At 36.9% G+C, this 13,891-nt stretch carries 13 protein-coding genes; 8 read left to right on the plus strand and 5 right to left on the minus strand.

Annotated elements, in window-relative coordinates:
- Window positions 1-80 precede the first annotated feature (80 nt).
- The 3 genes from fpoF to BP549_RS08450 all read left to right on the plus strand — a co-directional run bounded on the left by fpoF (window position 81) and on the right by BP549_RS08450 (window position 2,841).
- Window positions 81-1,121 carry a F420H2 dehydrogenase subunit FpoF gene (gene fpoF, locus BP549_RS08440; protein ID WP_292379784.1) on the plus strand — a complete coding sequence of 347 codons (1,041 nt, stop codon included), beginning with the start codon at window positions 81-83 and terminating at the stop codon, window positions 1,119-1,121.
- A 48-nt stretch (window positions 1,122-1,169) separates the two neighbouring features.
- Window positions 1,170-1,691 carry a nicotinamide-nucleotide adenylyltransferase gene (locus tag BP549_RS08445; protein ID WP_292371707.1) on the plus strand — a complete coding sequence of 174 codons (522 nt, stop codon included), beginning with the start codon at window positions 1,170-1,172 and terminating at the stop codon, window positions 1,689-1,691.
- Between the two features lie 757 nt (window positions 1,692-2,448).
- Window positions 2,449-2,841: a hypothetical protein gene (locus tag BP549_RS08450; protein WP_292379785.1), complete on the plus strand. Its 393-nt coding sequence runs from the start codon at window positions 2,449-2,451 to the stop codon at window positions 2,839-2,841.
- A 144-nt stretch (window positions 2,842-2,985) separates the two neighbouring features.
- On the opposite strand, the gene BP549_RS08455 is transcribed toward BP549_RS08450, so the two are convergent.
- The 5 genes from BP549_RS08455 to uppS form a co-directional block, all read right to left on the minus strand.
- On the minus strand, window positions 2,986-3,534 hold the full coding sequence (locus BP549_RS08455) for an adenylate kinase family protein (RefSeq protein ID WP_292379787.1): 549 nt from the start codon (window positions 3,532-3,534) through the stop codon (window positions 2,986-2,988).
- A 282-nt stretch (window positions 3,535-3,816) separates the two neighbouring features.
- Window positions 3,817-4,047 carry a cytochrome b5 domain-containing protein gene (locus BP549_RS08460; RefSeq protein WP_292371714.1) on the minus strand — a complete coding sequence of 77 codons (231 nt, stop codon included), beginning with the start codon at window positions 4,045-4,047 and terminating at the stop codon, window positions 3,817-3,819.
- 61 nt (window positions 4,048-4,108) lie between these two features.
- On the minus strand, window positions 4,109-6,202 hold the full coding sequence (locus tag BP549_RS08465) for a thioredoxin domain-containing protein (RefSeq protein ID WP_292380775.1): 2,094 nt from the start codon (window positions 6,200-6,202) through the stop codon (window positions 4,109-4,111).
- 21 nt (window positions 6,203-6,223) lie between these two features.
- Window positions 6,224-6,502 (minus strand): hypothetical protein, encoded by a 279-nt coding sequence (locus tag BP549_RS08470; RefSeq protein ID WP_292371716.1) that lies wholly within the window; start codon window positions 6,500-6,502, stop codon window positions 6,224-6,226.
- A 405-nt stretch (window positions 6,503-6,907) separates the two neighbouring features.
- Entirely contained in the window at window positions 6,908-7,804 is an 897-nt protein-coding gene (gene uppS, locus BP549_RS08475; RefSeq protein ID WP_292380776.1) for a polyprenyl diphosphate synthase, read from the minus strand.
- Between the two features lie 610 nt (window positions 7,805-8,414).
- Here uppS and BP549_RS08480 point away from each other — a divergent pair.
- Genes BP549_RS08480 through BP549_RS08500 form a run of 5 tightly spaced genes read left to right on the plus strand, consistent with a single transcriptional unit; the run spans window position 8,415 to window position 13,811 of the window.
- Window positions 8,415-9,191: a hypothetical protein gene (locus tag BP549_RS08480; protein WP_292373444.1), complete on the plus strand. Its 777-nt coding sequence runs from the start codon at window positions 8,415-8,417 to the stop codon at window positions 9,189-9,191.
- Window positions 9,188-10,210 carry a lipid II:glycine glycyltransferase FemX gene (locus BP549_RS08485; RefSeq protein WP_292379790.1) on the plus strand — a complete coding sequence of 341 codons (1,023 nt, stop codon included), beginning with the start codon at window positions 9,188-9,190 and terminating at the stop codon, window positions 10,208-10,210. Before BP549_RS08480 ends, BP549_RS08485 begins: the two co-directional genes overlap by 4 nt.
- A gap of 22 nt (window positions 10,211-10,232) precedes the next feature.
- Window positions 10,233-11,252 carry a DUF354 domain-containing protein gene (locus BP549_RS08490; protein WP_292379791.1) on the plus strand — a complete coding sequence of 340 codons (1,020 nt, stop codon included), beginning with the start codon at window positions 10,233-10,235 and terminating at the stop codon, window positions 11,250-11,252.
- A 37-nt stretch (window positions 11,253-11,289) separates the two neighbouring features.
- Window positions 11,290-12,621 carry a phenylacetate--CoA ligase family protein gene (locus BP549_RS08495; RefSeq protein WP_292373440.1) on the plus strand — a complete coding sequence of 444 codons (1,332 nt, stop codon included), beginning with the start codon at window positions 11,290-11,292 and terminating at the stop codon, window positions 12,619-12,621.
- Window positions 12,618-13,811: a glycosyltransferase family 4 protein gene (locus BP549_RS08500; RefSeq protein ID WP_292379793.1), complete on the plus strand. Its 1,194-nt coding sequence runs from the start codon at window positions 12,618-12,620 to the stop codon at window positions 13,809-13,811. The genes BP549_RS08495 and BP549_RS08500 overlap by 4 nt, the downstream gene beginning before the upstream one ends.
- Window positions 13,812-13,891 lie beyond the last annotated feature (80 nt).

Raw genomic sequence — 13,891 nt, forward strand, 5'->3', positions numbered from 1 at the left:
ACATCTTCTTATATTTTTAAATATTTTATATTGAATATCTTGCCGTAAGGCAAGTAAATTGAGGTATTGGAGGGAACTGATTGCCACCAAAAATTGCAGAAGTCATTGAGCATGACATATGCGCAGCTTGCGGAGCATGCGAGGCCGTATGTCCGATAAGGGCTGTAACTGTAAAGAAGGCGGCAGAAATTCGTGACCCAAACGATCTGAGCCTGTATGAGAAAGGGGCTGGATATTTAGTCTGTGAAGGTTGTTTAACCTGCAGCAGAATCTGCCCAGTGGTAGACGGCTTCATCGAGAATGAACTTGCAAATGTGCGCAAGTTTTTTGCTGCCAGGTCCAAAGATAATATCGGCAGCCAGGATGGAGGAGTTACCAGTGGAATCCTTAAATCTCTTTTTAAACAGGGAAAAATCGATTGTGCCATAGGAGTTATTCGAAACGAAAAATGGGAATCTGAAGTAGTTCTATTGACAAGTGCTGAGGACGTAGAGAGAACAAGAGGAACCAAGTACACTTCTGACCCGGTTGTAGCAGCCCTCAGAGAAGCCTTACAAAAATACGATCGAATTGCAGTTGTTGGGGTCCCCTGCCAAGCTCATTCTGCACGGCTGATTCGAGAGAATGTAAGCGAAAAAATCGTTCTAATTATCGGATTACTCTGTATGGAAAGTTTCCATCATGATGTAATGCTTGAGAAAATAATCCCGGAGATTATGAAAGTCAAGATAGAAGATGTCAGGAAGATGGAATTCACCAAAGGTAAATTCTGGGTCTACACTAATGACGGTGAGGTTCACTCCGTGCCTATTAAAGATGTAGCCAAATACGCCCGCAACCCCTGCCATCACTGCTGTGACTACACTTCGGTCTTTGCCGATATTTCTGTAGGCTCTGTTGGTGCTCCAGAAGGATGGAACTCAGTCTTTATAAGGACCGAGATCGGAGAGGAATATTTTGAGATGGTTCGCGAAGAAATGGAGATCATGGAAGATCCCAAACCTGGCCTTGAACTTGTCGGAAAGCTTATTGATATGAAGCGTAAAAATAATGCTGAACACTTTAAGGAAGTCTGTAAAGAGTTTAGCTTTGAGACCGGAATCCGTAACGAAACGGTCTGAATTCATAATATTGAGAATATAAGGTACAATCAGAGGATGGGACCCGGGATGGTGCGAGCTTTTTATATTGGACGTTTTCAACCGTATCATTTCGGGCATCATGCCATAATTAAGCAGATTGCGGAAGAAGTCGACGAACTGGTTGTAGGAGTAGGAAGTGCCCAGAAAAGTCACGAACCCACTGATCCGTTTACGGCAGGGGAAAGAGTGCTGATGCTATACAACGCACTTGAAAATCTCCCTATTCGACACTATGTTCTTCCCATTGAAGACGTCAGGTACAACTCAATCTGGGTTCACCATGTCGCGTCTCGGACACCTAATTTTGAAGTGGTGTACTCGAATAATCCACTGGTTATTCAGCTCTTTAGAGAAGCCGGATTTTGTGTAAAAGAATCTCCTCTTTATATCCGGGAGAGATACTCAGGGACTGAAATTCGGAGACGAATGATTGCAGGGGAAAAATGGGAGCACCTTGTTCCAAAGTCAGTTGTTGAAGTTATCAAAGAAATAGATGGAGTAACTCGTCTCAGGAATGTGTCCGCCAGCGACAGCAATTCTTCGTTATGACATTTTTGTAATTTGATAATAAAGAGGGCTCTTTCTGTTTCCTATTCATTCCTTGTTGACAGTGTTACAATTTGCTGTAAATTTGAAGTCAAGTTTCTTGTGTATCTTGTGGAAAATTGAGCTTCCTTGGATAAAAAAATTTCATATGAAAGATCAATTTTCCACGGTGACATTTTGAAGTTAACAATTTACAGAAAAATAGGCACGCTGCCGATAAATAAACTGAATCGTTTGTGTTTATTTGCAGTACACTGAAGATATTTAGAATCAAATACTAGTTATAGCATGAGAAAGGACTAAAAATGTTCAAATAGTTTGAGAAATGTTTAAACTGGTTCACATAATAGAGAAAGTTTTTAATAAAAGAAGATCCTATTCCTATTTGTGTACTCTTGAAACTTTTTCATAAAATTTGGGACCTTAATTCTCTGTGTTTTGTGAAAATACACTTTAACATTTAACCTTTATTTAACATACTAGGTTAATTACTGCAATCAGTACTATAACTAAACACATTGACAAGTACCTGTTTTTAGAAAAGTTAAAAGTACATGAAATATCAGAACAAAAAGTTGAATATTAAACTGTTTGTTAAGAAATATCGTAGAAAGATCACTCAATCATATGAAAATATATCTTCCTGATAAATCGGGGGGTTTAATCCGGAAGAGCATATTTTCATTACCTGTAAGAATTGGATTTTAAACCAATAGCTTTGAAAATTTTATGGTTGAGTGAATACTATGGAGGATATATAATGCAAAGAAGTATATTCAAGACAATATGTATTTTTACGCTAGTCTTCTTTGTCATGTCAATGACAGGAGCTGCTGCTGCATTTGACACCGCATGCAGCAAGAACAAGTGTAGAACAGATGCAAGGAACGATGTATTTACATGTAATTGTAAATCTAAATCCTGTTGCTATAATGTGCTGAGTAATGACAAAGGATGCAACCTTAAAGTTACATCTACAGGATGTTTTACTACCAAACTGGGCGGCAAGGTCTGTATGCAGAGTAACGGTAAATTCTGCTACACAAAGCCAGCAAAATGCAGTAAATCTTGCACTGACAGTTTTAGATATTGTACAAAAGGTAAGGATGGAAAAACCGATTGTGCAACCGTTACGATAAAAGTCAGATGCTAAAAATATCCTTCAGGCGATTGTCCTGACTGTTGTAACTAAGTAGTTTAAGGGAAAAGGAAGTGTTAATCTTCCGGGGATCTAATCCCCACATCCCTTACCAATTTCCTTCTGTTCTTAATTCAAAAACAATTAAGTTAAGAATAATTAAGGAACCAAATCAATCCAATCAATTGATCCCGGTTTATACTCGGACAGTTCTTCTTCATTGCCGTTTAAAATATGATCTACTATTTTTTCTATATCCTGTCCTGTTTCTTCAATGCTTTTCCCTGTCGTATTTATTTCAAAGACTTTCTCACACCATTCAAAGGCTTCAACCAAGATAACATCGAGAGCTTCAGCCTCAATATTTTCTCTTATTTTCTCTTCCGAATAGCCGCGTGCTTTCAGCCTTCTTTCCAATTCAGGAGGGCATACTCTGAGTACAATCACAATGTCCGCGATGTAATGGGCAAGATGACTCTCAAGAACTATTACCTCATTTTCCTTTCCACCAATAATTTCTTCAAGGCGCTTCCTGACAAGTTCCATATCCGCAATAACCGCATCTCTCTCCACATCGATCTCGGTGTAAAGATGCTCTTCTTTGATCATTTCGTTAAGGTGGATTATTTTCCAGTGCCTTTTTCTTTCAAGAAACTTACTTACTGAGGTTTTTCCAGTCCCCGGAGTACCGGTGAGTCCTATTAACATGGGAGAAAAGAACGAGTTTATATCAATTATACTTAATGCAGCCATGAAAAATTATTTGAGAAAAATATTACTGAGTATTTTCATACAAATTATTTCATATGGTTAGATCATAACGATGTCTGTTGTCTTTTGCTTTTTCAAGTTGGAAGTCTAACCGTTTATTCTTTAACGGTTTTTCTACAATTTGATAAAGAATAAAAAAGAGTGTTTTAAAGATAAAACTTGAGAAAACGACCTCAATAAATATTTCCTATCAAGCTGTATTTCGCAATCCAAACCATTTTATTCTTTCAAAGTTCCGATAACAGGATAATCCTTAAATATTTCAGGTCCGTGAGGGGCCTCGTCCATTTCTTCAGTAAGGTCTTTTCCTGCATCATGAAGTCCCTGGTGAGTACCACCCTCCCATAAATAACTGTCTGAGACATCATAGACCTGACCCTGATAGGCAATGTACATCTTACCATTTTTACCATTATGTTCTGCAAGTTCTTCAAGTGTGTACTCTTTCATTTTCCATACCTCCATTTTAATATTAATAATTCATGACCAAAACCTTCAGTTTTAGCTATAGTCATACATTTAACATTCTTAACATCTCATTGATCTCAGTAGTAGGAAGCTGACATTGATAATTCTGGCAGACGTATGCGGTAGCTTTTCCCTCTATAGGGACCTGTTCTTTCGCATATTTTGCCAGAGTTGTAATTTCAGGGTCCTTTCCTTCAGGTCTGAAAACCAGCACTTTATTAGGAATGAAGTAAGCCCAGAGCTCTTCGAGCATGTGTTCAGTGTCCTGAGATTCATGCTTTCCAGTAATTACCACTTGATAAGTTGGACCTAAGCCAAAGTCAAGTGCTGATAAGAACTGAGTATACCCAGAGGGTATTTTTCCAACGAGATTTGAAAAAGCTCGTTCCAGCCCTTGAGATCTATCTTCCAGTTTAGGATTTGCAGTTATTCTAGAAAGTCTAAGAAGATTCAGCATCTCAATAGAATTGCCTGAAGGTATGGCTGCGTCCGCAAACTCCTTTTTCCTGAAAATAAGTGATTCGCTGTCATCAGCCGTAAAGAAGAAACCCCCCTGAATTGGATCCCAGAAATGTTCGAGAAATTCTCTGTTGAGGCAAAGGGCTGCTTTAAGATAATTCAGTTTAAATCCTGCCTCGTAAAGTTCAATGAGTCCATGTATGAGGAATGAATAGTCATCGGCAGTTCCGGAAATGCCGGATTTTCCTTCTCTATATCGGTGAAGCAATCGTATATCAGGACTGTAAAGACTCTTGAGAATAAAATCTGCAGCTCTTTCGGCAGCTTTCAGATACTTCTCATCTCCAAAGACCTGAAAACCTTTTGCAAGAGCTGCAATCATAAGTCCATTCCAATCAGTCAGAACTTTGTCGTCTTTTGCAGGTCTTTTACGTTTATTCCGGACTGATAGGAGCTTTTCTTTAGCCAGCTTTACCCGGCTCTCGACTTCATCAACTGGAATTTTTAATTCGGAAGCCAGGGCTTCGAGAGAATGGGACATATAAAAAATGTTAGTTCCGGTCTTTTTACCTCTTATTTCTTCTTCGAAGTTACCTACTTCACTGAGATTAAATACTTTTGTAATCAGTTCAGAATCCTCAGGGCTAAGAACACTTCGGACTTCTTCTAAAGTCCAGAGATAATACTTTCCTTCCTCTCCCTCAACATCAGCATCTTCCCCGCAATAAAATCCACCTTCCGGAGATGTAAGATCTCTTAATACATAATCGAAAATTCCCTCTGCTGCTTCCCTATACAGTTTCTTTCCGGTAACCTGATATACTTCTGTATATGCAGTTGCGATAAGAGCCTGGTCGTATAGCATTTTTTCAAAATGTGGGACAATCCACTTATTATCTGTAGAGTAACGGTGGAAACCCGAACCCAAATGATCATGGATTCCTCCCCTATACATATTTTCCAGTGTATATTCAACCATGTAAAGAGCTTCGGGATTCCCGCTGCGTCTCCAGTAGCGGAGCAAAAAGAAAATTTTGTGTGGAGTAGGGAATTTGGGAGCTCTTTCAAAACCACCGTATTCATTGTCAAAAGAAGTCAGCAGTTCTTCGTAAGCTTCCTCAATTATTGATTCTCCTATGCACTCTCCTGCGGATTCGGAAATCATATTCTGGATAGTAGATGTGATTTTTTCAGCTGACTCGAGGACCTCTTCGTGCTGTCTGTTCCAGATCTCTTCTATTCTGGGCACGAGTTCGAGCATCCCAGTCTGGCTAAAACGGGAATTTTTGGGGATATATGTTCCTGCAAAAAAGGGCTTCATATTAGGAGTCATAATAATATTAAGAGGCCATCCACCTCTTCCAAGAATTATCTGGCAAACTGTCATATAAATATTGTCAATGTCCGGCCGTTCTTCTCTGTCTACTTTTATGCAAACAAAAGCCCTGTTCATGAGTCTTGCCACCTCTTCATCTTCAAAAGACTCATGAGCCATTACATGGCACCAATGACAGGTGGAATATCCAATTGACAGAAAAATAGGTTTATTTTCTCTCCTGGATTTCTCAAAAGCTTCTTCTCCCCAGGGATACCAGTCAACAGGATTATAGGCATGCTGGAGGAGATACGGGCTCTTTTCATTTATTAGACGGTTAGGCTTTCTGTATTCTTCTCCCAGTAAAATCCCTCCGGCTTTTCTTCAGATGTATATTTCTTGCCAAGAAAGCATTCCGTTTTTAAGCACTTTGGCTTTTCCTATACATTCCCTTGGTAAGGAAGTGACAGTCACTATTGCCTCCGCGCCTGAGGAAAATGCAACAACAATTATTCTATCTCTTACACTCACAATTTCCAGTGATTTTAAACAATACTGGAAATAACCTTGCACCAAATTTGCAAGTATGAAATATTTTGATTCCCCGGCTCTCCGAAAATAAGTTCTGCAGGAACGCAGATTTAACTTGTTAATAGTATCCATTCTAACTCCCCTGATTTAAACCGATATCTATAGATTTCATTATAAATCAATGACCAATTCTGGAGTGAACTAGTTTATCCCCAATATAATGATAACCTACTCAAGCTTTCTGTAAAGCTTGCAAATTGAAAAATTAGGTATAGCCAAATTTCCCCACTTTAAATATTCATCCCCTGAATATCAATATATCGGTATTCTAAGAGATTATTGGTATTCTAGGAGATTATTTTTCTAATATATTAACAAGTTAGACAGGCTGTTTTAGAAAAAATGTAGTCAGGGAACTTGTTAAATATAAATATTCGTTTCATTTTGGGTTTCAATACTTTAGTTCAGAAGAAAATAATTTTACTGACACGGTACTTTCATTCGATATTCCATATAACTATTGATTTGCAGAATATATCAGGAGATTCCTTGCTTCTTTATTGACTGGAGCTGTCCAATTTCTTCGGTTTTTTCTTCATAATTTCTTACTCCTAAGAAATTTACAACCCTTAAAGCCCTATATGACTGCTCCTGCTTTTTCTCGGCTTTCCTAGCTTGATATACCCTTATAGAACGAAAAAGGTCGATTTTTCGGAATTCTGGCCAGAAAGGAGCACAGAAGTAAGCCGCACATTCACTTCCATTAGCCTGCCAGGGAAGGAAATTCGAAACCCTTTCATCGCCACCAGTGCGGATGACAAGATCTACATTCGGAACGGAGACTCCAGTGGCGGGATAGAGATGTTTTGAGATAAGGTTTTCATCCACATCTTCAAGAGAGAGTTCCCTACTGGAAATACAACTTGCAATATCACGGACTGCCTGAATGATATCCTGCCTGCCTCCATAGGCAATAGCAACGTTAAGGTGAAACTTCCTGTATTTTTCCGTAGCTTTTTCTATTTTTTCGATTGATTCATTCAGAAAAGCAGGTAATTTTGACCTATCTCCTATAACGCGAACCTGCATTTCTCGTTCATGTGTCCTTGGGTCAGAGTAGATTTTCAGGAACTTTTCATTGATGAGATTGAATAGACCGTCAACTTCTTCTTCGGAGCGCTGAAAATTTTCCGTAGAAAAAGCATAAAGTGTAAGCTGCTTTACCCCTATCTCATAACACCACTCAATTACCTTTTCGGTAACTTCTGCGCCCATTGCATGCCCGAAACTTCGAGCTTTTCCCAGCTGCCCCGCATATCTACGGTTCCCATCCATAATCACAGCTATGTGATGCGGAATTTCTGAATTCAGAATCTTTATTTTGAGTCTTCGTTCATACTCATCATAAAAAACACCGAAGATGCTGTTTTTCAAAGAGCGAAGTCCTGCCTTGAAGATTCCCTTGTTGCTGGGTATAATTCTTAAATTTCTAATACGTTTTCCTCCTGAGAATATCCAGAGGTGATAAATATCCGCGTAGATTTTTATTCTTAACGGAGACTCATATCCTCTCTTGTCCAAGAGATTAATATTTCTTTTGCTTAAAATTCTATTTTTCCGAAAAATATACCTAATATCTTATTCAGTTACATATGTTCTTTTGTTATATTTACACTATTAGGGTAGTGTTAAATCAACATGTCATCGAGAAATTATGTCATATAATGACTAGTTATTCGCAGAAAATTAAACTTGTGAGTATAAAAGGATTCTGCTGAGCATTCAAAGTCGATCAAGATCACCCAATTTAACCATTTCTAGTGAATATAAGATTCTTTTTAAAATAATATCACAGTTCATTCTTGGTTAATAATTGCCAGATATTTCAATAAAGATCACAGAGTCACTTATTCTACGAAAAAACAATCAAGTGACTAATAGATGAAATCTGGCACTAAAAAATACTCATCCTTTCTTTATGAAAATAGACAGAAAGTTTATCAAGCATGCACTCATTATATTAATTGGGAAGGAGGGGTATTAAATGTTAACATATCCTAAGCTAGATTTTACTCTTAACAAATTCAGGCAACTATGCTGTTCAATGGAGAAAAAATATAATTTTATCACTATGAACGAGTACGTGACTGCAGGTGATCAGCTTCCCGAACGTTTCATATTGATGCGTCATGACGTAGATAGAGCGGCAAAGAATGCACTCAAGATTGCAAGTATAGAAGAGGAGTTTGGCATACGAGCAACCTACTACTTCAGAACCTCTAAGAAAACTTTTGTTCCCAAGATTATAAAAGATATTGAAAAGATGGGACATGAGATCGGATATCATTATGAAACTTTGAGTAGGACAAACGGAGACCTTGGGAAAGCAATCAAATTATTCGAGAAAGATGTGAATAAATTTAGAAGTATCTGTAACCTCAAAACTATCTGTATGCATGGTGCCGTACTGTCTAGACATGACAGTAGAGATCTATGGAAATATTATGATTTTAGAGCTTATGGACTTACCGGAGAGGCCTATTTATCTGCCGGGAAAAATCTCAATTATTTCACTGACACAGGTAGAAGCTGGAACTCAAAGAATAACTTGAGAGACTTCATTCCCGGTAAAACCGAACAGATCTTTGCTGAAACAACTGATGATCTTATAAAATTGATTGAGAGTCAAGAAATAAGAAATTTCTATATTTCACTTCATCCGGAAAGATGGAAATCAAATGTTGTCAACTGGGGGATATACTGGTTACAGGATTTTGTATTTAATTCTGGGAAGAAAGTTTTGACAACGGTGAGAACATGACAGATATTGCATCTAACATTAGGTGCGAAGACTGGAAAAAATTTTTAGACAATTTTAATACGGCTAGTATTTATCATACTCCAATGTGGAAAAAATTTTTAGAAAATACATTTGATTATGACCCCCAATACCTTTTTGCAAAAGATGATTCTGGAAATTTAATAGGGTTATTACCTTTGTTTTATGTTAAAAGTAAATTAACAGCTAATAGATTATGTTCTGCACCTTTTTCTCATTCTTGTGGATGCCTTGGTTCTGAGGATTCCAAAAATGTCCTTCTCGATGAGGCAATAAATAGGTATTCAAAATTAAATGCTTCTTATTTTGAGATTAGGAATTTTGTAGAAGGATTAAAGCATCAAAATTCGTTCTCCACTTATATATTAGAACTATCCTCAGACATCGGAGAAACGTGGAATAAGCTAGATAAAGAAAGCGTCAGGAGAGCGATTACAAAATCGAAAAAGATGAAGGTAGAGGTTAACGCTGGGAAAGACTTAGAGGATTTAAAAGATTTCTATGAACTTAATTGTATTAATAAAAGAGAAAGTGGAGTACCCTGCCATCCCTGGAAGTTTTTTAAAAATATGTTTGAGTTCTTGGACGGAAATGTATCTCTTTACACCGCAAAATATAACGACATGCTCATTGCCGGTGGCGTTTTTTTGTATTATTCAGATACGGTGATTTATGGATATAGTGCCTCTCATCCTGATTATCTTAACTTTTATCCCAATAATGCATTCATCTGGAAAAGTATAGAAGATGCATGTGTAGATGGGTATAAATATTTCGACTTTGGCCGTGTGTCTTACGACAACAAAGGATTAATAAATTTCAAAAAAAGATGGGGAACAGTTGAAACAAAATTATATTACAGTTATTATCCGCAAACTCCAGAGACCTTAGCTGGAAATCGAGAAACCCTTAAATATAAATTAGCAACGAGCGCGATTCAGAAAATGCCATCGATATTTTACAAAAAGTTTAGTGACAATGTGTTTGAATATTTTGGGTGAAATTATGAGAATTGTTATTTGTATGAATCATCCTGGCCATGTACACCTATTTAAAAATTTTATTTGGAGTATGCGGAAAAGAGGACATGAAATAATAATTGCAGCAACTGAAAAGGATGTATCATTCAAATTATTAGACAACTATGACTTCAATTACATCAATCTCGGCAGTTATGGAACTTCCTTAATGCAAAAGCTAGTGAATTTGCCGATAATTGACTTGAGATTGTATAAAGAAGTTAAAAAATTTGGTCCAGATATATTTGTAGGAATGGGATCTATTTTAGCAGCTCATGTTTCCTTTTTACTTCGCAAAAAATGTGTAATTTTTGAAGATACAGAACATAGTACAGAGCAAATCAGGCTCTATCTACCTTTTACTGACGTTGTCTGTACCCCATCATGTTTCAAAGACAACCTTGGAAAAAAACAAGTGAGGTACAATGGTTATCACGAATTAGCATATTTGCACCCAAATTATTTCACGCCAAACTCAAATGTCCTTAGAGAACTTGGACTTAAAGAGAATGATGTATTCATAATTTTGAGATTTGTATCATGGAATGCAACACACGATCATGGACATACTGGCTTGACGTTTGAGGATAAAAGAAATGCTGTAAACGAGCTTAGTAAGTATGGACGTGTTTTCATAACTTCAGAAAAACCTCTTCAGAAAGAATTTGAAAAGTATCGAATCACAGTTTCACCTGAAAAAATTCATGATCTGTTATACTATGCAACTCTTCTTTATGGGGAAAGTGCAACAATGGCTTCTGAGTGCGCTGTGCTGGGGACGCATGCTATCTTCTGCGATTATGCAGGAAGGGGATATACGGATGAAGAAGAGAAGTATACACTTGTGTATAATTTTCACGATGAAAACACAATGGGAAAGGATTCTTTAGTCAAGGCCTCAGAATTATTGAATGATCCAAATATAAAGCAGAAATCAAGAGAAAAAAGCAAGAAACTAATTTCGGAAAAAATAGACGTTACTAAATATATGGTAGAATTTGTCGAAAAATATAACAACACATGATTAGCTCCTAACAATACAACATTTTTGAGGAAATGGTATGTTTCAAAGAGCTTTATTTATATTTGCCCATCAATTGGCAGAACCTAAATTTTATCCAACATATAAAAAGCTTGTTGATTCTCAATGGAAACCTTACTCTGAACAAAAAAGGGATCAGGAAAAACAGCTTAAAGAGATGATAAATTTCGCATATAAAAATGTCCCCTATTACCATAAATTGTTCAATAATCTGAAATTAGACCCTTCTAACATCAGGACTATTGATGACCTCGAAAAGCTTCCGATCCTAACTAAGGATATTATCAAGCAGAACTTAGAAGCTTTCAAGCCAATTAATCTGGACTCAATGAAATATTATCCAAACGCGACAAGCGGATCAACAGGTACTAATCTTCAATTCCGACTGTTAAAGTATGATCGATTCCTCCATGGTGCCTTGTTATATCGTGGATGGGGCTATGCAGGCTATGAATTGGGGGATAAGATGGTGTTCCTTGCAGGCTCCTCTCTGGATATTGGATACAAGCCTTTTGTTGTTAAAAGAGCTCATGAGATCTCAAGGAACATCCGGAAGTTCTCTTCATTTGATATGGGTATTGAAGATATGCAGCAGTATGCAAAAATTATCAATTCATTTAAACCCAAATTCATAAGAGGCTATGCTTCTTCGATCAACTTGTTTGCAAATTTTCTCGATGATAACGAGGTTGATATCATTAAACCTCAGGCAGTTTTTTCAACTGCAGAAAAATTAATGCCTAATATGCGGGAAAATATCCAAAATGTGTTTGGATGTAAAGTGTATGATGCATATGGATTGAATGATGGAGGTTTAGGTGCCTATGAGTGTTCTGAGCACAGTGGCCTGCACATTGACACGGAACGAAGTATCATGGAAGTTGTAGATGATAACTATCAGCAATTGGAAAATGGGGTTGGAGGAATACTGGCAACAAGCCTTCATAATTATGCGATGCCTTTTATCAGGTATGATACAGGCGATATCGGTCATATTATCAGTGATAGTTGTGGGTGTGGGCGTGGTTCTAAATTATTAAAAGAAGTTATGGGGAGAACTGCTGATTTTCTGTTAACTCCTGAGGGAAAATATGTACACGGATATTTTCTTCTATATTGTGTGGAAGATGGAAAAGGTATAAAGGAATTTCAAGTAGTACAAGAAAAAATTGACAAACTTGTCATTAAGATCGTGCCAGAAAAGGAGTTTAATGAGGCGCATCTAGATGCTATTAGGGAAGTAATCAGAAAGAAGTCTAATGGATGGGAAGTAGAATTTAGATATGTTGATAAGATTGAGAGGACTCAGGCTGGGAAGTATAAACTTGTGAGAAGTGAGTTGCAATTATGAAATCTAACAATTTACTCGTAATATCCAATGATTTTCCAAATGCTGATAATAAATACGTAAGAGAAATTTTCGTAAAAGAGCAAATCATGTTTCTCAAAGAGTACTTTGAGAATATATACGTAGTATCACCAATTGCAATCGGAATGGAATTTCTAAGAAAAACACATTATGAAAATTACAGATTTGAGAATATTCATGTATATTTTCCAAAATATTTTAATTGTCCCTTATTTTTTAAATATTGTCGAGATGGCTGGATATATTTTGAAGAGAAAGCTATCCAAAAATTAATTAGAGCAGAAAGTTTACAATTTGATTTAATTCATGCTCATTTTACATGGCATTCTGGAGCAGTCGCTGTCAAGGTAAAGGAAAAATATAATGTTCCTTTGGTGATCACTGAACATACTTCCCAAACATTCACTGATGCCATAGAAAAAAAAGAGACTCAGTTCATCCGATCATGGAATTTATGTGATGCAATAATCCGTGTTAGAAAAGGGGACATCCCATTATTCGAAAGGGTTGGAATTCCTTTGGATAAGGTGTACTATATTCCAAATGGTTATAGTCATAAATCTTTTTTAAATTTAGATTCACAAAACAGCAGAAAGCAACTTGGATTGCCTTCGAATATCAAAATAATATTGAATGTTGGGAATTTATATGATGAAGCAAAAGGGCACAAATATCTCATCGAAGCCATGAATATAGTTATAAAGCAGAGAAAGGATGTACTATGTTTCATAGTGGGAGGAGGAATATTAGAGACTAAGTTAAAAAAGCAAATTCTTTCGACAGGTTTGGAAGACTATATAAAGCTAGTTGGTAGCAAGCCATACACTGAAATTCCTTTATGGATGAATGCTTGCGATGTGTTTGTTTTACCGAGTTTAAGTGAAGGAAACCCAACAGTAATGTTTGAATGTCTGGGTTGTGGAAAGCCCTTTGTCGGCACGAAAGTTGGTGGAGTTCCAGAAATTATCGTATCAGACGACTATGGGCTTCTTAGCGAACCTGGAGATCCGAATGAATTAGCGAAGAATATTTTGTCCTCGTTAGATACATCTTGGGATACTAAAAAAATTAAAGAATACTCTATTCAGTTTACTTGGGGCGTCGTAGGCAAGAAAATTTTAAAAGTTTATTCTAAAATCGGCGCTACAAGTCTTCGGTTATGTGTGGACTAATGCTAAAATGCTCTATTTTCACAACAGTTACCCAAAATTATTTTTGAGATGAGGCTAGAATTGTGTCAACTTTTTTTGGC

The sequence above is a fragment of the Methanosarcina sp. UBA289 genome, assembly GCA_002496565.1.
Classification (GTDB): Archaea; Halobacteriota; Methanosarcinia; order Methanosarcinales; family Methanosarcinaceae; genus Methanosarcina.